The organism is Tardiphaga sp. 285_C5_N1_2, assembly GCF_052076065.1.
GTDB lineage: Bacteria > Pseudomonadota > Alphaproteobacteria > Rhizobiales > Xanthobacteraceae > Tardiphaga > Tardiphaga robiniae.
This window is the reverse complement of sequence record NZ_CP197241.1, coordinates 3,661,716-3,682,003: the sequence shown is the minus strand read 5'-3', so window position 1 is coordinate 3,682,003 and position 20,288 is coordinate 3,661,716. Positions and strand designations below refer to the sequence as shown.

12 protein-coding genes are annotated in these 20,288 nt (G+C 61.0%); 8 read left to right on the top strand and 4 right to left on the bottom strand.

Annotated features, from left to right (window positions below; all coding sequences use genetic code 11):
• Positions 1-117 precede the first annotated feature (117 nt).
• The 3 genes from AB7951_RS17625 to AB7951_RS17615 are packed head-to-tail and all read left to right on the top strand — an operon-like array spanning position 118 to position 5,739.
• Positions 118-909, top strand: coding sequence for an ImuA family protein (locus AB7951_RS17625; RefSeq protein WP_175366676.1), 792 nt, complete (start codon positions 118-120; stop codon positions 907-909).
• Positions 803-2,389, top strand: coding sequence for a Y-family DNA polymerase (locus tag AB7951_RS17620; protein ID WP_439061347.1), 1,587 nt, complete (start codon positions 803-805; stop codon positions 2,387-2,389). Before AB7951_RS17625 ends, AB7951_RS17620 begins: the two co-directional genes overlap by 107 nt.
• Positions 2,386-5,739 (top strand): error-prone DNA polymerase, encoded by a 3,354-nt coding sequence (locus AB7951_RS17615; RefSeq protein ID WP_439061348.1) that lies wholly within the window; start codon positions 2,386-2,388, stop codon positions 5,737-5,739. Before AB7951_RS17620 ends, AB7951_RS17615 begins: the two co-directional genes overlap by 4 nt.
• A gap of 32 nt (positions 5,740-5,771) precedes the next feature.
• Here AB7951_RS17615 and AB7951_RS17610 read toward each other — a convergent pair whose 3' ends face one another.
• On the bottom strand, positions 5,772-6,059 hold the full coding sequence (locus AB7951_RS17610) for a hypothetical protein (protein WP_089266972.1): 288 nt from the start codon (positions 6,057-6,059) through the stop codon (positions 5,772-5,774).
• 98 nt (positions 6,060-6,157) lie between these two features.
• On the opposite strand from AB7951_RS17610, the gene AB7951_RS17605 reads away from it, so the two are divergent.
• From AB7951_RS17605 to AB7951_RS17590, 4 genes are all read left to right on the top strand, one after another.
• Positions 6,158-7,555, top strand: coding sequence for a CoA transferase (locus AB7951_RS17605; RefSeq protein ID WP_439061349.1), 1,398 nt, complete (start codon positions 6,158-6,160; stop codon positions 7,553-7,555).
• A 220-nt stretch (positions 7,556-7,775) separates the two neighbouring features.
• A complete protein-coding gene (locus tag AB7951_RS17600; protein WP_439061350.1) occupies positions 7,776-8,945 on the top strand; it encodes an efflux RND transporter periplasmic adaptor subunit in 1,170 nt (389 codons plus the stop codon).
• Between the two features lie 36 nt (positions 8,946-8,981).
• Positions 8,982-12,104, top strand: a complete 3,123-nt coding sequence (locus AB7951_RS17595; RefSeq protein WP_089266975.1) for an efflux RND transporter permease subunit — start codon at positions 8,982-8,984, stop codon at positions 12,102-12,104.
• 250 nt (positions 12,105-12,354) lie between these two features.
• The gene (locus AB7951_RS17590; protein WP_120290737.1) at positions 12,355-14,919 is read left to right on the top strand and encodes an HWE histidine kinase domain-containing protein; all 2,565 of its coding nucleotides are present in this window, start codon (positions 12,355-12,357) and stop codon (positions 14,917-14,919) included.
• A gap of 1 nt (position 14,920) precedes the next feature.
• On the opposite strand, the gene AB7951_RS17585 is transcribed toward AB7951_RS17590, so the two are convergent.
• Positions 14,921-16,336 carry a TolC family outer membrane protein gene (locus AB7951_RS17585; RefSeq protein WP_089266977.1) on the bottom strand — a complete coding sequence of 472 codons (1,416 nt, stop codon included), beginning with the start codon at positions 16,334-16,336 and terminating at the stop codon, positions 14,921-14,923.
• A 330-nt stretch (positions 16,337-16,666) separates the two neighbouring features.
• On the opposite strand from AB7951_RS17585, the gene AB7951_RS17580 reads away from it, so the two are divergent.
• Entirely contained in the window at positions 16,667-18,517 is a 1,851-nt protein-coding gene (locus AB7951_RS17580) for an acetyl-CoA hydrolase/transferase C-terminal domain-containing protein (RefSeq protein WP_120290739.1), read from the top strand.
• Here AB7951_RS17580 and AB7951_RS17575 read toward each other — a convergent pair.
• A complete protein-coding gene (locus AB7951_RS17575; protein ID WP_120291170.1) occupies positions 18,514-19,293 on the bottom strand; it encodes an enoyl-CoA hydratase in 780 nt (259 codons plus the stop codon). The two genes, AB7951_RS17580 and AB7951_RS17575, sit on opposite strands and share 4 nt — an antisense overlap.
• 77 nt (positions 19,294-19,370) lie before the next feature.
• Positions 19,371-20,054 (bottom strand): hypothetical protein, encoded by a 684-nt coding sequence (locus tag AB7951_RS17570; protein WP_120290741.1) that lies wholly within the window; start codon positions 20,052-20,054, stop codon positions 19,371-19,373.
• Positions 20,055-20,288 lie beyond the last annotated feature (234 nt).

The window sequence follows — 20,288 nt, the reverse complement described above, 5'->3', positions numbered from 1 at the left end:
ATCCCGATTGACTCGGCTTGCCATCTTAGCTTTATATTAGAACATATCATGAACAAACGGGCCGGCAATGGGTTCACTAAAAACCCGTGATGGCAAAACAATTTCGAGGAGCGGCGCATGACCGGCGCACGCATGACCACGCTCGCGCAATTGCGCGGCAGCATCGAACGCATCGAGACCCACAGCGATACCTATGCGCCGGATCGCGTGTCGCTCGGTCATGCCGAGGCGGACGCGGCGCTGCAAGGCGGGCTCGCACGTGGCACCATGCATGAGGTGTTCGCCGAAGGCCGGCACAGCGCGGCGGCCACGGGCTTTGTCGCCGGCCTCGCGCACCGTGTCTCGGCAAAGCGGCCGCTGCTGTGGATCCGGCAGGATTTCTCCGAACGCGAATGCGGCGCGCTGGCCATGAGCGGCTGGCGCGAGCTCGGCCTCGATCCGCGCCTGCTGGTCACCGTGCGCGCGCCCGATGTCGAGACGGCATTGCGGACCACGGCTGATGCGCTGGCCTGCGATGCGCTGGGCAGCGTCGTGCTGGAAACCTGGGGCGACAGCAAGCAGTTCGACCTCGTCGCCAGCCGCAAGCTCACGCTGGCAGCGCGCGGCTCTGGCGTCACGTGCCTGTTGCTGCGGACTGCAGGCGTTCCGGTCTCGAGTACGGCAGAGACGCGCTGGATCATCCGCTCCGCGCATTCGCCGCCATTCAGGCCCTGGCAATCATGGGGCGTGCCCATGCTCGACGTGCAACTGGTTCGAAATCGTCACGGCCCGAACGGGCAATGGATCATGGAATGGAAGTGTGATGAGTGCGTTTTCCGTGACACATCGGCGCATCCTCAGCCTGTGGCTGCCGCGCCTGCCAACCGATCGCATCAAACGTCAGCTCGCGCGCAACGGCGTGCCAGCTAATCTGCAAGCAAGTATTGTCGTCGCCAAGCAAAGCAATGCGCTGCAGATTTCCGCGTTGGACGATGCCGCGGCGAAGCTCGGCCTTGAACCAGGTCTGCCGCTCGCCAATGCCCGTGCGGTCTGTCCGGACATTCAGGTGTTCGATGCCGATCCTGTCGCCGATACGCAGGTACTGACCGACATCGCCGATTGGTGCGACCGCTTCACACCGCTGGTGGCGCTGGATCTGCCGCATGGCCTGTTTCTCGACATCACCGGCTGTGCCCATCTGTTCGGTGGCGAGGCCGCACTGATGGAGCAGCTCTGCGCGGCGCTGTCGCGGCAGGGTTTTATTGTCAGTGCAGCGATTGCGGGGACATCGACATGCGCGCGCACGCTCAGTCGATATGCACATGGCCGGATCATCGCCGCGGGCGAGGAGGCCAAGGCAGTGACGCCGCTGCCGCTGTTCACGCTCGGCGCCGATGAGGCGATCATCCGTGGATTGCGCCGCGCCGGCTTGAAGACCATCGGCGATGTCGCCTCGCGCTCGCGCCCCGAAATCACCGCACGTTTCGGCGCGGAATTCACGACACTGCTGGAACAGGCGCTGGGGCACAGCGATGCGCCGATCTCGCCGCGCAAGCCGCTGCCGGATTATATCGTCGAGCAACGTTTCGCCGAACCGATTGCCACCGATGGCGTGATTACGCTGACACTGGCCAAGCTGGCACGCACGCTGATCGATGCGATGGACAGGCAGGGCAAGGGCGCGCGGCGGCTGGAAGCGGCGTTCTTCCGCACCGACGGCGCGGTGCGGGTGATCACCGCGGAAACCGGCCTGCCGGTGATCAAGGGCGAGGTGATCGACCGGTTGTTCCGCGAGCGACTGGACGCGATTGCAGATCCACTCGATCCCGGCTTCGGTTTCGATATGATCCGCCTGTCAGCCAGCCGCACGGAAATCGTCGTGCAGCAGCAGCGCGACCTCGATGCCAATGTTCACGCCAATGACGAACTGGCCGACCTGATCGACCGTATTGCTGCGCGGATCGGGTCGCGGCGTGTGCTGGTTTATCTGCCCGTCGAGAGCCACATTCCCGAACGCGCGATGCTGGGGGTGCCGGCACAGCATCATCTGGCTGCCGCCATGCAGGCAGCATGGCCAGTGCGTGAAGACGAACCGCCTTTGCGGCCATTACGGTTGTTCGAGCAGCCCGAACTGATCGACGTCCCGCTTGCGGAGTTTCCAGACAAGCCACCGAAGAAGTTCACCTGGCGACGCGTCTCTCACAATGTCGTTCATGTGGAAGGTCCGGAGCGTGTGTCGATGGAGTGGTGGCGTTCGCAGGAAGCGAAGCCCACGCGCGATTACTTTCGCGTCGAGGATGAGGCAGGTCAACGTTTCTGGCTCTTCCGCGACGGGCTTTATGGTGAGATCAGAGACGCGGACGATCAAGCCGTTTCGCCGCAATGGTTCGTGCATGGGCTGTTCGCATGAGCACGGGCGGCGTCGGCGCGCCTGATTATGCCGAGATTGGTGTTACCAGCAATTTTTCGTTCCTGCGCGGCGCGTCGCATCCGCAGAACTATGTGCATCAGGCCAGTGCCGAGCGGCTTTATGCCATCGGCATTGCCGATCACAACACCATGGCCGGAGTGGTGCGTGCCTTTGCCGAGCTGGACCACAAGGATCTTGTCTACAAACCGAAGCTTCTGATCGGCACACGGCTGGTCTTCAATGACGGCACGCCTGACATCCTTGCCTATCCGTGCGATCGTGCTGCCTATGGTCGACTGTGCCGGTTACTCAGCATGGGCAAGCTGCGCGGCAACAAGGGTGAATGCCTGCTGCAGCTCGGCGATCTCGCTGACTTTAGCGAAGGGCTGCTGCTTGTTTTGATGCCGGCCTATCGTATTGAGAGCAACCTTGTCCTTCGCACGTTCGACGCACTGTCTCAATTTTCGACGGGCGGTGTATGGCTCGGCGCCAGTCCGTTTCATCGGGGTGATGACAAACGCCGTCTGGCCAAGTTGCAGCGCATCGCAGCCACTGCGCGCGTGCCCCTGATTGCTACCAATGATGTGCTCTATCACACGCCAAATCGCCGCATCCTGCAGGACGTGGTCAGTTGTATTCGCGAGAAGACCACCATCGAGCAGGCCGGCCGCGTGCTGGAAATGAATGCCGAACGGCATCTCAAGTCAGCGGCCGAGATGGTCAGACTGTTTCGTGATTATCCCGATGCGATCCGTGAAACCATCCGTTTTGCCGATCGCATCACGTTTTCATTGAACCAACTCCAATACCAATATCCCGACGAACCGGTGCCGCCGGGAAAGACCGCGCAGCAGCATCTTGAAGATCTGACCTGGGAAGGAATGAAACGGCATTTTCCTAAGACAGAAGATCCGAAGCTTGTTGCCACCTTGGAAAAGGAACTCGCGCTCATTAAGGAGCTCGGCTATGCGCATTATTTTCTGACTGTCCACGATATCGTCCGCTATGCGCGCAGCCAGAAGATCCTGTGTCAGGGGCGGGGCTCGGCTGCCAATTCAGCAGTTTGCTACATGCTGGACATCACCTCGGTGAATCCCGCCGAGGTCGACCTTTTGTTCGAGCGCTTCATCTCCAAGGAACGACTTGAGCCGCCGGATATCGACGTCGATTTTGAACACGTCCGGCGCGAGGAGGTGATGCAGTATGTCTATCGCCGCTACGGCCGCCATCGCGCGGCGATCATCGCCACCGTTATTCATTACCGCCCGCGCTCGGCGATCCGCGATGTCGGCAAGGCGCTGGGACTGACCGAAGACGTCACCTCGGCGCTGGCCGATACTGTCTGGGGCAGTTGGGGCAAAGGCCTCAACGAGATGCAGGTGAAGCAGGCAGGGCTTGATCCGTCCAATCCGATGATCGTGCGGGCCGTCGAACTTGCCACCGAGCTGATCGAGTTCCCGCGCCATCTGTCGCAGCATGTCGGTGGCTATGTGCTGACGCAGGACCGGCTCGACACCTATGTGCCGATCGGCAATGCGGCAATGGATGATCGTACCTTCATCGAATGGGACAAGGACGACGTCGACACCATGAAGATGATGAAGGTGGATGTGCTGGCGCTGGGCATGCTGACCTGCATCCGCAAATGTTTTGATCTGATCTTTCGTCACAAGGAGAGGCGCTACGAACTCAAGGACATCAAAGCGGAGGCCAAGGATGCCCCACCGGTTTTCGCGATGCTCCAACGCGGTGAATCTCTGGGCGTGTTCCAGGTCGAAAGCCGCGCGCAGATGAATATGCTGCCGCGGCTGAAGCCGAAGACATTCTACGACCTTGTCATCGAGGTGGCGATCGTTCGTCCGGGGCCGATCCAGGGAAACATGGTGCATCCCTATCTAAAACGACGGGCGATGAAGCCGGAAGATATCGAATATCCACACCCCAAAGGGGGGGATGAAAATGAGTTGCGCAAGGTTCTGCACAAAACCCTCGGCGTGCCGTTGTTCCAGGAACAAGCCATGCGCATCGCGATTGAAGCGGCGCATTTCACTCCGGAGGAGGCTAACGGTCTGCGCCGCGCCATGGCGACGTTTCGCAATGTCGGCACCATGCATACGTTCGAGGAGAAGATGGTCGGCAAGATGATCGACCGTGGTTACGACAAGGCTTTCGCCACCAGTTGCTTCGATCAGATCAAGGGCTTTGGCAGCTACGGTTTTCCCGAGAGCCATGCGGCGAGTTTTGCGCAATTGGTCTATGTCTCGTCATGGCTGAAACATTATCATCCGGATGTATTCTGCTGCGGGCTCTTGAATTCGCAACCGATGGGATTTTACGCACCTTCGCAGATCGTGCGCGACGCGCGCGACAACGACGTCGATATGCGCCAGATCGATGTATCCTTCAGTCATTCGCAGAATACGCTGGAAGAACCCAGTGGAGACTATTGCGCCGTTCGCCTCGGCTTTCGCCAGATCGATGGATTCAAATGGGCGGATCCGGATGAGAAGCGCGAACGTGAAAAAGTTGGCAAGCCGCCGGGAGAAGACTGGGGCGAGCGCATCGTTGCCGCGCGAGAGCGACAGCCTTTCACCTCGCTGGAAGATTTCGCCCGCGATACCGCTTTGCCAAAACGCGCGCTGATCATGCTGGCCGATGCCGATGCATTTCGCTCGATCGGGCTCGATCGCCGTGCCGCACTATGGGCGGTAAGGCGACTGCCCGATGATGTGCCGTTGCCGTTGTTCGAAGTTGCGACCGCACGCGAGCAGCCGGACGAGAATGCGAAGCCTCTGCCTGAGATGCCTTTGCCCGAACAGGTGGTCGCCGATTATCAGACTATCCGGCTGTCACTGAAGGGACATCCGATGGAGTTTTTGCGGGCGAACTTCACTCGCGAGAAAGTGGTGACCTGCGCGAGCGTCACACATGCCAATGACAGACGGCGGGTGCGTTGTGCCGGCGTCGTGCTGGTGCGGCAGCGGCCGGGCAGCGCCAATGGCGTTGTCTTCATGACACTGGAGGACGAGACCGGCATCGCCAATATCGTGGTCTGGCCGAAGGTGATGGAGCAGTTTCGCAGGGAGGTCATGGGTTCCAGACTCATCCTGGTCGAGGGGCGCATCCAGAGCAGTCCAGAAAAGGTCGTCCATCTGGTTGCCGAACGGCTGATCGATCGCTCGGACGATCTGAAGCACCTTGGCAATGATGCACTCGGCACACCGCAGCAGGCGCTGTCAGGTCCGGAACCGATCAATGACGATCGCCGCGAGCATCCCGACAATCCCGCCCAGCGCATTCGCCATCCGCGCAATGTACGGATCCTGCCGCGCTCGCGAGATTTCCATTAAGCGCCGTTCAGAAACCATTCAGCCGTTCTTACCTATTCAGGTGATGCACCGACTGGCGGTCCGCCGGGCGGCCGGTGCAGGAAAGTAATAGTGGCATAGGCGCCGATCCATGAACCGACGGCGGCGAACCCCACATACATCCAGTTTTCGGTATAGCTGATGACGGCATAGGACGAGAGTACATACCAGACGCTGCTCCAGGTGGCCGCAGGGATGCGCCGACGGGCCACCACCGCAGAGGTGAACATCACATAGACCGCGTCGGTGGCAGCCGTGGCCAGCACCACGGCGCCGGCTGTCAATGGATCGATGGTGGCCATGGTCTCTCCTCCATGCTTGTACAAGATGATGCGATGACGGATGTGGTCACCTGGAAGCGTGAGCTGAATCGGTGGCGTGGGAAAGGGGGAGGACGTTGATGTACGGCATTCGTGAACCGCTCGCCGACCTCTGGCGGCAGGTTGGCGGTGATATTGCGGCTCTCCAGCGTGTCACGCTGACCGGCAATGAGCCGCAATTGCCATCGTCATTCCATGTCGGTGCGGCCGCTCAGGTCAGCATCGCTGCGGCCGGAATGGCGGCTGCCGAAATCTGGCGGCTACGCAGCGGGCAGACGCAGACTGTCTCCGTCGATATGCGCCATGCCATCGTCGAATGCCGCAGCGAACGCTATCTGCGCTGCGACGGCAATCCGCCGCCGCCCGCCTGGGATGCGATCGCTGGTGTCTACAAGACCGGTGACGGCAAGTTCGTGCGGGTGCATACCAATTTCCCGCATCATCGCGACGCTGTCTGCCAGGTGCTGTCATGCGCGCCGACGCGTGAAGCGGTGCAGGCGGCTCTGATGCAATGGAACGGCGAGGCCTTCGAGACCGCGGCCTATGCAGCCGGCGGTGTCGTAGCGCTGATGCGATCCCATGACGAATGGATGGGGTTGCCGCAGGCCACAGCCGTTGCTGAACTGCCGCTGGTCGAGATTACCCGGATTGGCGACGCCGAACCGAAGCTGTGGCCGATCGGCGCCCGGCCGCTTGCCGGTTTGCGCGTACTCGATCTCTCACGCGTTATCGCCGGTCCTGTCGCTGGTCGCACGCTTGCGGCCCATGGCGCGGATGTGATGCTGGTCTCCAGCCCCGATCTGCCGGCGATCCCGTGGCTCAGCATCGATACCGGCCGCGGCAAGCTCTCGAGCTTCGTGGATCTTCAGAGCGGGCAGGGGCGCGACACCTTGCGAGGATTGCTCGCGCAGGCGGATATCTTCTCGCAGGGCTACCGCCCGCAATCGCTCGCGGCGCTCGGCTTCTCGCCGGAGGAGGCGGCCCGTGTCAGTCCCGGTGTCGTCTATGTCTCGCTCTCCGCCTATGGCCGCTCCGGGCCGTGGGCCGGGCGCCGCGGCTTCGATTCTCTCGTGCAATGCGCGACCGGCTTCAACCATGCCGAAGGGCAGGCGGCCGGCGTCGATGGGCCCAGGGAATTACCGGCCCAGATGCTCGATCACGCCACAGGCTACTTTATGGCGTTCGGCGCCATGATCGCCCGTGCACGTCAGGCGCGTGAAGGCGGCAGCTGGCACGTGCAGGTCTCTCTTGCCCGCACCGGTCAATGGCTGTGGGATATGGGACGGATCGCGGAGGGTCTCGTGGTCGAAGACCTGAAGGGAGAGATGGTCAAAGCCTTTACTGAGGATATGCCGTCCGGATTTGGCCAGTTGTCGGCGGTCCGTCATGCAGCCGTGTTATCGCGAACCCCGGCGTCGTGGGCGCGTCCGGCCATGCCCCTCGGCAGCCATCCGGCGGTATGGCCGTCCGGCAATTGAAACCCATTCGCAGGATTTCAAAATTTTAACGAAGATTCGTAAGTGCACACGCGTTTTTAGATTGTCTGAACGCCCAGATGCGCACTATTAGCGCGTGAATGGGACAAATCGCCGCGGAATAAGTGCGTTTCCTACCAAGGACTGGACAGTGACGAATTTAGATCAACGATCTCAGCTGTTTAGCGGAAAGCGCCTGATTGCGGGCGGTTGCATTGCTGCCATGCTGGTCGCCGCAGGCATCGGCTACGCGCGGCTGTCCACCCCGTCGAAGGGGCATTCCGATGTTTCGAGCCAGTCGCGGAAGAATCCGCAACGCTATACGACGTCGCCGTCGGAATGGGCCAGCCTGACCATCGAGCCGGTCACCGTGCGTGCCTTCCGCGCCGAACACGTCACCGAGGGCAAGATTGCCGTCGATGAGGACCGCTCGACCCCGATCTTTTCACCCTATGCCGGCCGCGTCACCAAGCTGCTCGCCAAACCAGGCGACCACGTCGAAAAGGGCCAGCCGCTCTTCGTCATCGAAGCGGCCGACACTGTCGGTGCGCAGAATGATTTCGTTGCCGCGACCACGGCTCTCAACAAGGCGAAGTCGCAAGTCGACCTCGCACAGATCCAGGACAAGCGTGCCCGCGACCTGTTCGAAGGGAAGGCTGTGCCGCTGAAAGACTATCAGCAGAGCCAGGCCACGCTGCTGCAGGCACAGAACGATCTGCGCACCGCCGACACGGCACTCGAAGCCGCACGCAATCGCCTGCGCATTCTTGGCCTCTCGGAAGATGCCATCACGGCGTTTCAAGAGAAGGGCCGCATCAATCCGGAAACGACGATCTACGCGCCGCTTGCCGGCACGGTTGTTCAGCGCAAGATCGGTCCCGGCCAGTACATCAGCGCCGGCGCTGCCGATCCGGTCTTCGTGATCGGCGATCTCTCATCGGTGTGGCTCACGGCCTTCGTGCGCGAGACCGAAGCTGCTGCCGTACAGATCGGCCAGGAAATGAGTTTCACCGCACTCGCGCTGCCGGGCCGTGTGCTCACTGGCCGCATCAGCTATGTCGCGACTGCGCTCGATCCCGCGACGCGCCGTCTGCTGGTCCGCGCTACGCTGGACAACAGCAACGGTTTGCTGAAGCCCGAAATGTTCACCACCGTGACGATCTACGCGCCTGGCGACCAGCCGACGATCGGCGTCCCGAAAACGGCGCTGATCTATGAAGGCGATCAGGTCCGCGTTTGGGTGGCGCATGACGACAAGACCATCGAGCTGCGCACGATCAAGACCGGTATGACCAATGGCAATCTCGTCGAGGTCCATGGCAACCTGAAAGCCGGTGAACGCATCGTCACCAAAGGCAGCCTGTTTATCGATCGCGCGGCCTCCGCCAGCTAACCCCCAGCTTCGGCTCTTCTGAAAGGTCCGATCTGGATGGATCGTCTTGTTGCTCTGGCCGTCGACCGTCGCTTCCTGATGGTGGCGATGTTCGCCGTCGTTTTCATCGGTGGCCTGTTTGCTTTCAATCAGCTGAATATCGAGGCCTATCCCGATCCGACCCCGCCGATGGTCGATATTGTGACCCAGAGCAACGGTCTCTCTGCCGAGGAAATCGAACGCTACATCACGATTCCGATCGAAGCGCAGGTCGCGGGCATCAAGAACCTCAAAACGATCCGCACTATCTCGCTCTACGGTCTCTCCGACGTCAAATTGCAGTTTTCGTTCGACTACACCTATGACGAAGCATTGCAGCAAGTCCTGAACCGGTTGTCGCAGCTCGGGACCTTGCCGGGCAATGCACAGCCGACGATATCGCCGATCTCTGCGGTAGGGGAAATCTTCCGTTATCGTCTGGTGGGGCCGCCGAACTACAGCGTGCTCGATCTCAAGACCCTGCAAGATTGGATCATGCAGCGCCGCTTCCGTGCGGTACCAGGGGTCATCGACGTCATTGGTTGGGGTGGCAAGACAAAAACCTATGAGATCCAGGTCGACTTCAGCAAGCTCGTTGCCTATGGCTTGACGCTGCCGCAACTGCTGACCGCCGTCGGCAACGCCAATATCAATGTCGGCGGCAACACCGTGAATATCGGCGCGCAATCGGCCGTGGTGCGCGGCGTCGGCCTCATTCGCTCGATCGACGACCTTTCCAATACGATGATCTCCCAGACCAACGGCAATCCGGTTCTGGTCAAGGATGTCGCCACGGTGTCGGTCGGCGAGAAGCCGCGCCTCGGCATTGCCGGTCTCAATCAGGAGGACGATATCGTCCAGGGCATCGTGCTGATGCGCCGCGGCGAGAAGAGTTCGCCGACCATCGCGCGTGTCGAACAATTGGTGCAGCAGATCAATCGCGGAGGCATCCTGCCGCCCGGCGTGCGGATCGAACGTATCTATGACCGCAAGGACCTGATCGACACCACCACGCATACGGTGCTGCACAACATGGTCGTCGGCATCTTGCTGATCGTGCTGCTGCAATGGATGTTCCTCGGCAACCTGCGCAGCGCGCTGATTGTTGGCGCCACTATTCCATTCGCCCTGTTTTTCGCTGTCATCATTCTGGTACTACGCGGTGAATCCGCCAACCTGCTATCGGTGGGCGCCATCGATTTCGGCCTGATCGTCGATGGTACGGTCATCATGGTAGAGGCCATCTTCAGACGGCTGACCCAGACAACGGAGCTTTCCGAAGCGGAGCGTAGCCACATCTCGCCCGAGACCATCATGGGGATGAAGAAGCATGGCATCCTCAGCGCATCCGCTGACGTGTCGCGCTCGATCTTCTTTGCCGCCGCGATCATCATCGCCGCGTTCCTGCCGCTGTTCACGCTGTCCGGTGTTGAAGGCAATATCTTTGGACCGATGGCGCGGACCTACGCTTATGCGCTCGCCGGTGGCCTGATCGCGACATTCACCGTCACGCCTGCCCTGAGCGCGATCATTCTGCCGGCGCATGTCCAGGAGACCGAAACCTGGATCATGCGCCAGCTACATCGCCTCTACATGCCGGTGCTGCACTGGGCGGTCGCCAGCCGAAAGATCGTACTGGGCATTGCGATCGGTCTCGTCGTGGTGACTTTCTTCATGGCGCGTTTCCTCGGCCTGGAATTTCTGCCGAAGCTGGAAGAGGGCAATCTCTGGATCCGCGCCACGCTGCCGCCGACGATCTCGCTGCAGGAAGGCAACACTTACGTCAACGAGATGCGCAGGCTGATCCGCCAGCAGCCCGAGGTAGAATCCGTCGTCTCGCAGCACGGCCGTCCCGATGACGGCACCGACGCGGCTGGCTTGTTCAACGCGGAATTCTTCGCCCCGCTGAAGCCTGCCTCCGAATGGCCGGCGCCGCAGGACAAGGATGCGCTGACGGCGCGCCTGCTCAAGGAACTGCAGACGAAATTTCCCGGCGTCGAGTTCAACTTCTCGCAATATCTGCAGGACAACGTCTCTGAAGCCGTCTCTGGCGTGAAGGGCGAGAACTCGATCAAGCTCTACGGCAACGATCTGGATGCACTTACCAAGACCGCTAACGAGATCAAGGCCGTACTGTCGACGGTGCAGGGCGTGACGGATCTCGCCGTGTTCACATCACTGGGGCAGCCAACAATCCAGATCGACGTCGACCGTGCCAAGGCTGCGCGCTACGGATTGTCGCCCGGCGATATCAACGCCACCATCAAGGTGGCCATCGGCGGCGACTCCGCTGGCGATCTCTATGAGCCCGGCAGCGATCGGCATTTCCCGATCATGGTGCGGTTAGCGCCGGAATATCGCCGTAGCGCTGAGGCGATTCAGAATTTGCGCATCGGCGCGCCCGGTCCGAACGGCACGATCGCGCAGATCCCGCTAAGTGAAGTGGCGTCGATCAATCTTGTCTCCGGTGCGGCCTATATCTATCGCGAGAACCAGGAGCGTTATCTGCCGATCAAGTTCTCGGTACGCGAACGCGATCTCGGCAGCGCCATTCAGGAAGCGCAGGACAAGGTCGCAGCGCTCGTTCAGCTGCCACCGGGCTCGCGGACCGAATGGGTCGGCGAGTTCGGCAATCTTCAGGACGCTATCGCACGGCTTTCCATCGTGGTGCCGATCAGCCTCGCTCTGATCGGCGTGCTGCTCTGGTTCAACTTTGGATCGATGGCCGACACACTGCTGGCCATGAGCGTGATCCCAATGGCGATCTTTGGCGGCGTGCTCGGTTTGCTGATCACGGGTATTCCGTTCAGCGTATCGGCGGCGATCGGCTTCATCGCGCTGTTCGGTATTGCTGTCATGGACGGCATCCTGATCCTGTCGCAATACAATCAGCTGATCGACGAGGGCTACGAGCGCATCAAGGCTGTGATCCGGACCGGGGAGTTGCAACTGCGGCCGGTGCTCATGACCTGCATCGTAGCGGGCGTTGGACTGCTGCCGGCAGCGTTGTCGGAGGGAATCGGGTCTCAGGTCCAGAAGCCGCTCGCGGTTGTCGTCGTCACCGGCATGATGCTGGCGCCGCTGGTGATCCTGATCACCCTGCCGGTGCTGATCTCGTTCTTCTCAAGCCGGGCGCGTTAAACCAGCTTGCGACGGAAGCGGCTCGGGCTGTCCCTGAGGCAGCCCAATGGCCATATCCAAAAAACCGGCCTCGGCATGGATCGAAACCGGCGCTTGCCCGTTGACCGGTTTCCCACCGGGCTATTCCAGCCCCCGTGGCGTTTCGGTAGGTGCTCTTGAACGCTGTATTTACTGATCTTTTTTCAAAGATGCAGCCGTGCCATGCTGGCGGCCGTCGTTTCGAGCGCCGCATCTTTTCAGAGATTTTTTGATGCTCACCAAGACCGCCTCTGTCGACCTGACCAATTGCGACCGCGAGCCAATCCACATCCCCGGCAGTGTTCAACCCTATGGTTGTCTGCTCGCCTGCGATGGCTCTGTCGGGATGGTCCGGCGCCATTCGGTCAATGCCGGCGCGATGCTGGGTGTGGGATCAGGCGACATCAATGGCCGCAGGCTGGACGATCTGATCGGCGAGGGGCCGGCGCACGACATTCGCAATGCCATCGCCAAATGGGGCAACCAGCAGCGCCCGGGACTGCTGATTGATTTCAAGGTCGCGCATTCGCAGACCGCGTTCAACGTCGCTGTGCATCGGCACAAGGGCGTCAACATCATCGAATTCGAGCCTGTGGACGCCAGCGAGGCGACACCGCCTCTGGAGTTGTCGCGCTTGCTGATCGGCCGCATCGGTCAATGCAACGATCTCGACGTGCTGTTTGACAATGCGGCGCGGCTGCTGCGTGGCGGACTCGGCTACGACCGGGTGATGGTCTATCAATTCGCTCATGATGGTTCCGGCCGGGTGATCAGCGAGGCGCGCCGCGGCGATCTCGAGAGCTTTCTGGGGCAGCACTTCCCGGCCGGCGACATCCCGCAGCAGGCGAGGGTGCTCTACGTCCAGAACACCGTGCGTATCGTCTCGGATGCAAGCGGTGAGCGCGTGGCCATCGAGCCGGAGTTCGACACATCCGGTGAACCGCTCGACCTGTCCTTTGCACATCTGCGCAGCGTTTCGCCGATCCACTGCGAGTATCTGCGCAATATGGGCGTCGGTGCGTCGATGTCGATTTCCATCATCCACGACGGCGTGCTCTGGGGGCTGATCGCCTGCCATCACTATGCACCGCGCGCGCTTTCCATGGAGAAACGCGTTGCTGCAGAGATGTTTGGCGAGTTCTTTTCCATGCAACTGGCCGGGCTTCTTCAAAAACGCAAACTGGCTGCTAGCGAAAGCGCGCGGCGCTATCTCGACCAGCTGTTGCACAATGTTTCGCATCACGGCGATGTCGAAGACCTGCTCAAGGAAAGCATTCGCGATTTTAGCGTACTGATGCCGTGTGACGGTATTGGCCTATATCTCAACAAGACCTGGACGTCTTATGGCAGCGCGCCGCCGGCTGCGGCAGCGCCGGCGCTGATGGGCTTCATCAATTCAGTGGCCGAGGGCAGGGTGTGGGCGACGAGCGCATTGTCAGATCGATTACCGGCAGCTGAAGACTATGCCGTTGCCGTTTCCGGCGTGCTGGCCGTGCCCTTGTCGCAACTGCCGCGCGATTATCTTCTGTTCTTTCGTAGCGAAGTTGCGCAAACCTTGAACTGGGCGGGTGATCCCAACAAGACGTACGAAATCGGTCCATTGGGCGATCGGCTGACACCGCGCAAGAGCTTCGCGATCTGGAAGGAGACCGTACAGCGCCAGTCCCAGCCATGGTTGCAAAACGAGCGCGACACCGCCGAGGCCGTGCGCTCGGCTTTGGTGGAAGTGGTGCTTCGCCACAACGAATTACTGGCGGATGAGCGGCACAAGGCTGACCTACGCCAGAAAATGTTGAATGAAGAGCTCAATCATCGCGTCAAGAATATCCTGGCACTGATCAAATCGCTGGTCTCCCACCCGGTCGAGGATGGCCGCAGCATCGAGGATTATGTCGCCTCCCTGAAGGGACGTATTCAGGCCTTGTCGCTTGCGCATGATCAGGTCATCCGCGGCGCCGGTGGCGGTGCGTTAGAGGGATTGCTCGATGCGGAATTTTCGCCGTATCGCGAATCGGTGAAAGCGATCGAGGTGACCGGCCCCGATGTTTCGCTCGACGCTCGGGCCTATTCGGTACTCGCATTGGTGCTGCACGAACTGGCCACCAATGCCGCCAAATATGGTGCGCTTTCCGTAAGCACGGGGCGCTTGTCGCTCCAGTGGAAACGCACCGATATCGGCGATTGCGAAATCCACTGGCTTGAGCGCGACGGCCCCCTTGTCACACCGCCATTGCGGCCGGGCTTTGGATCGATGCTGATCAGTCGCAGCATTCCCTATGATCTCGGGGGTGAAAGTGATGTCGATTATGAGCCGGCCGGCGCGCGCGTGCGGTTGCTCATCCCGGCGCGCTTCGTTGTCTGGCCCGCGCCGGCGGCGGCGCGCAACGTGCGCGCCCGACGCGAGGACGACAGGCCGATGGCGTCGATGCGCGGCTTGAAGGTGTTGATGGTCGAGGACCAGCTTCTGATTGCCATGGACGTCGAGACCATGCTGACCCACGAGGGCGCGGCATCGGTCGAGACAGCATCTTCGGTCAAGGAGGCATTGATCGCGCTGGCGATCATGAGGCCTGATGTTGCCATCCTCGACGTCAATCTCGGCAATGGCAGTTCGGTGCCGGTGGCCCAGGCATTGTGCGAGCGAGGCATCCCCTTCGTCTTCGCCACAGGTTATGGCGAAACCAGCCTGATCCCGGCGTCGATGGATGACGTGCCGATCGTACGCAAGCCCTACGACCTCTCATCGCTGGTCGCCGCGATGACCACGGCGATGACGAAGAAGAGCTCGGCCGGATAGTTTACTGCCCCGAGGGCGTGCGCAGCCCGTGCCAGGCATCGCGCACCTGATGGTAATGAACTTCTGGTAGATAGTCTGGCGTGTTCAGCCCAAGCGTCTTCACATCCAGCCTGCCAATTGCGCTGAGCAGCGAATAGGATGCGATGACCCGGTCACGTTGCGCGCCAATCAGGCGTGCCTTTGCCTGTACGAGATCCTGCTGTGAGTTCAGGACGTCGACAGTGGTGCGCTGACCGCCTTGGGCCTCGCGCTGTACGCCCTGTAGTGCAACGCCAGCGGCGCGTACTTCGGCTTCCGCAGCGCTGACAGCGGTCTTGGCGCCTTCATTTGACACCCATGCACCGACGACTGCGGTGCGGGCCTGATTGCGGACCTGTTCGAGCACCAGGCGGCTGACCGACGACAGTTCCTTGGCCTGGCGCGTCTGAGCAGCACCGAGGCCGCCGTCATAGATCGGCGCCGTCAATTGGCCGACAATCGAAGCCTGGTCGGTGCCAAAAGTGCCAAGCGTCGGATCCGATTGGCTGGATTTGCTGGCGCTGCCCTGCAGCGTCAGAGTAGGCAAAAGGCTGCTCTCGGCCACTTTGATCGTCGTGGTCGCTACGTCGACATCGTAGCCGGCTGCCAGCACGGCGGGGTGCGCCTTGAAAGCCTGATTGACGGCATCGTCGCGGTTGCGCGGCAGCAGCCGATCCATCGGTTCCGCCGGACTGAGCCGCGAGGGTGCAGCACCAATCACCTGCGTATAAGTTGCCTGGCTGATGGCGAGATTGACCTCAGCGGCATTGAGATCGGCCTGGCCACGCGCCAGTCGCGCTTCGGCCTGTGACGTGTCGGTGGGCGTGACGTCCCCAGCGTTGAGCCGCTTCTGGGCGATGCCGAGGGTTTCGCGCAGGGAGGTGACGTTGGTGCGCTGGGCTTCGACCAGCGATTGGTTGGCGAGAACATTGGTATAGGCAACGACAGCATCGAGCAGCACGCCCTGGCCGACATTGCGCAGCGCTTCCCGGCCGGACTGGACCTGCAATTCCGCGACGCGGACACTGTTGGCTGTCTTGTTTCCGTTATAAAGCGTCTGGGTGACCGTGACGCCGATGGTCCATGGCTTCAGCGTTGCGCCCTGGATGGTGTTGTCTACGAGCAGGTTGCGCACGGCCTGAAGGCCATAGCTCAGTGTGGCTGCCACCTGGGGCCGGTAGCCGGCCATCGCCTGCGGAACGTTCTCATCGGTGGCGCGCTGGCGGGCCCGTTCGCCGTTCAGCTGCGGATTGGACTGATAGGCTTTGGCAAGGGCTTCCGACACCGTTTCGGCTCGGGCATCGACCGCAGCAAAAATGCCATAGCCAATCAGGCTCAGGGCCATGCCTGTCCGAAGCGCGCGCCTTGCGGCGAGGCCAAATATGCCGTGACGAACCATATTATCCCAAAGCAATCTTCGGACGTCCGCCCCCGCTGACGTCTAGGTATGTTTAGAGGGCGTTGCCTTTGCAGGCAAACCATCCGGCGAAGAACCTCCGGGCTTTTGCGCTTTCCCCACAGGGCATTTGGCTGCCCCGATTTGCTTGATTGATCAGGACTCTAGGGAGGATGGGGCGCTCCGTGAATGCGACGAATAAACCCGCTTCACATGGCCGCGTGTGTTGCATGTCGGGCACATTTCTGAATAACCGCACGCAGTGGTAACTCTGTCCGGCTTTGCTGCGCGATTGCGCTGAGGAGCTGCCGATCCTGCCCAGCCGGAATGCCTATGCCCAAGATCTTCACTGATCCCGACGCCATCGCCGAAGACATCATTCGCGACGTTGGGACGACGCTCGTGGTCGGGCTGCCGCTCGGGCTTGGCAAGGCCAACCATATCATCAATGCGCTCTATCAGCGCGCGCTGGCCGATCGCAATGTCAGACTGACGTTCTTCTCTGCCCTGACACTGGAGAAGCCGAGACCATCCAGCGAGCTGGAGAAGCGCTTCATCAATCCGGTGATCGAACGGTTGTTCGGGGGCTATCCCGATCTCGCTTATGCAAACGCGCTGCACAAAGGCGAACTCCCGCCAAACATTCAGGTCAACGAATTCTTCTTCCTTGCGGGAAAATGGCTGCGGGTTGCCGACGCGCAGCAGCACTATATTTCGGCGAACTACACTCATGCGTCGTCCTATCTTCTGACGCGCGGGCTTAACGTGATCACGCAATTGGTGTCGAAGCGTGTGGTCGATGGCGCGGCGCGCTACAGTCTGAGCTGCAATACGGACACCACGCTCGATCTGATGCGGGCGCGCAACGAAGGGCGCGTCTCGTTCAAGTTGATCGGTCAGGTCAATTCGGAATTGCCCTTCATGCCGGGGCAGGGTGATCTCACCGGCGATGAGTTTCAGGCGGTGCTCGAAAGTCCGGAGGCTGAATTTCCGCTGTTTGCGCCACCGTCCGAACCGGTCAACGACACCAAATATGCGATTGGATTACACGCTGCAGGCCTGGTGCGCGATGGCGGCACGCTGCAGATCGGCATTGGGCAAGTGGGCGATGCGCTGGCGCAGGGCCTGATCGTTCGCCACCACGACAATGCGGCGTTCCGCAGTCTGATGCAGCGTCTTGCCCCCGATGCGCCTCCGAAGGAAGTCGCGACCTTCGAACGTGGTCTCTATGGCGTGAGCGAGATGCTGTTCGAAGCATTTCTCGGTTTGATCGACGCGGGCATTCTCAAGCGCGAGGTGGATGGCACCATCGTGCATGGCGCGTTCTTTCTTGGGCCGAAGGCATTCTATCAGGCGCTGCGCGACATGACGCCGGAGCGTCTGGCGAAAATCCAGATGATGCCGGTGTCATTCACCAACGAACTCTACGGTGACGAAGATGCCAAGCGCCGTGCGCGCGTCGATGCGCGCTTCGTCAACAACACGATGATGGCGACGCTGATGGGCGCCGCGATCTCCGACGGTCTCGAGAACGGCCAGGTCGTAAGCGGGGTCGGCGGACAGTACAATTTCGTCTCACAGGCTTTTGCTCTGGAGGGGGCACGCTCGATCCTGACTCTCGAAGCGACGCGCGCCGGCAAGAAGCCTGCCTCCAATATTCGCTGGAGCTACGGTCACACCACGATCCCGCGACACCTGCGCGATATCATCGTGACAGAGTATGGTGTCGCCGATCTGCGCGGGAAATCGGACGCCGACGTGATCGCGGCCATGCTTCAGGTGTCAGACTCGCGCTTTCAGTCGGAGCTGATGAAGCAGGCCAAGGATGCTGGAAAGCTTCCCAGGAGCTATGACATTCCCGCCGGGTATCGCGACAACGTGCCCGAGCGAATCTCCGCTGCTCTCAAGCCGGCGCGGGACGCCGGTCTTCTGCCCATGTTCCCGTTTGGCAGCGATTTCACTGACGTGGAGGAGCGCCTGATCCCTGCGCTGCAGGTCCTGAGCGCCGCATCGGTGTCGCCACAACAACTCGCAGGCCTGTTCTGGCAGGGCATGACACACGCACCGAGTGCGTCAGATGAATCGGCGCTGGCGCGGCTCGGGCTCGATCGTCCGGCCACATGGGCCGAACGCGCCTATCGTCTGCTGGTTTCCGCCGCGCTCGCGCGCAGCGGCTCAGCCTAGCGATTCTTGTTGACCGGCTTCCGCTTCTCGATGAAGGCGGCCATGCCTTCTGAACGGTCTTCCAGCGCGAATGTCGCGTGAAACAGATCGCGTTCAACCTTGAGGCCTTCGGTGAGCGGCGTCTCGAAGGCGCGATTGACGGCGTTCTTTGCCATCGTTGCCACCGGGCGCGACATGGCGGCGATCTTTTCCGCCATAGCGATGGCTTCTTCCATCAGCTTGTCGGCTGGGACAATGCGGCTGACGAGGCCAGAGCGCTCGGCTTCCGCCGCATCCATCATGCGGCCCGTCAGGCAGAGGTCCATCGCCTTTGATTTGCCGATGGCGCGGGTGAGGCGTTGGGTGCCACCGATGCCGGGAATGGTGCCAAGAGTGATTTCCGGCTGGCCGAACTTCGCGGTGTCTGCGGCGATCATGATGTCGCACATCATGGCGAGTTCGCAGCCGCCGCCGAGCGCATAGCCTGAGACGGCAGCAATGGTCGGTTTGGTACAGGTGGCGACACGGTCGCCGCCGATTGACGTGAAGTCGCTGGAGAACATGTCGATGAAGCTCTTTGGCTGCATCTCCTTAATATCGGCGCCGGCGGCAAATGCCTTCTCGCTGCCGGTCACGATGATGCAGCCCACGGCGATGTCGGCTTCCAGCTCGTCGATGGCGATCTTGATTTCGCTGAACACACCGAAAGAAAGGGCATTGAGCATCTTCGGGCGATTCAGCGTGATGATGCCGACCGCGCCTTTGCGCTCAACGATGAGGTGTTCGTAGCTGCTCATGTTCCATCCCGCGGATTTTTTGCCGAAGCCGCCAGGATCGGCGGCCCCGCGCAATTTGCCCGCTCGGGGGATGGGGTTCAAGCCATAAACATACGGGCCGCAGAGGCCATGGTCAGCAAACCGCCAAATGCGATGAAGATCTTGCCAACAAGGGAGGTCTTGTCCCAGGTCGTGCTGCTCTCGCTGGCGACTTCCGGTGCCGGCGTATCGATGGTGGCCTTTGCGAGCGTCAGCGGCGGCTTGTCGTTGCTGATGGCACGATCGAGTTCGTTGAGCTGGTCAGCGGCAACGAGCTGCGCGTTGCTGGCGCCGGAATCCGGCGACGTCGTTGCGGGCTGTTCCTGCTGGCCGCCGATTTGGCCGAGCGCGCCGCCGGCTTGCGATGACATGTTGTAGGTGTTGGTTGCTGCGGTCTCAGAGGGCCATTGCGCATTGGCATTGGCGACCAATGACGGGATGGCAGTATCGCTGCTTCCCGGCTTCGCGTCTTCCGTCTTGGCAGTGTCCTCCTCAGCGGGCTTTTTCGACGCCTTAGTGGCCTGCCGGTCGGACTTGCGCGATTTCGTTTCGCTCTTCCTGGCACTGCGGTGCTTGGTGGCCTTCGCTGCAGGTTCGGCGGATGTGTCTGCGGCGCTGCCGACCGCTGCGGCCTGCTCGGATGCCGGGGCATCGTTTTCGGTCGCGTGAAGCGGTGCCGATGTGCAGATCCACAATCCGGCTGCGATGACCAATGCCGCACGCCCGCTGGCTCTGATGTTCATGGAAATCTCCCCAAAATACCGGCCCCCAATGGCCGCAAGGGAAACTGCGCAGGTGTTCACACCGGGGCAAAAAAAGGGAATCTTCGGACGAGTCCGGCAAAAACGGGGCATGAACACCGCCGCAGCCATCGTCTCCACAGACGTCGGCAAAAATCTGCCTTTGAAATCAAGGCGACGGATGTCACTCTGACGGTTCGATGTTATGAGCCGAATGTCTTTGAAATCTGCGGCTCG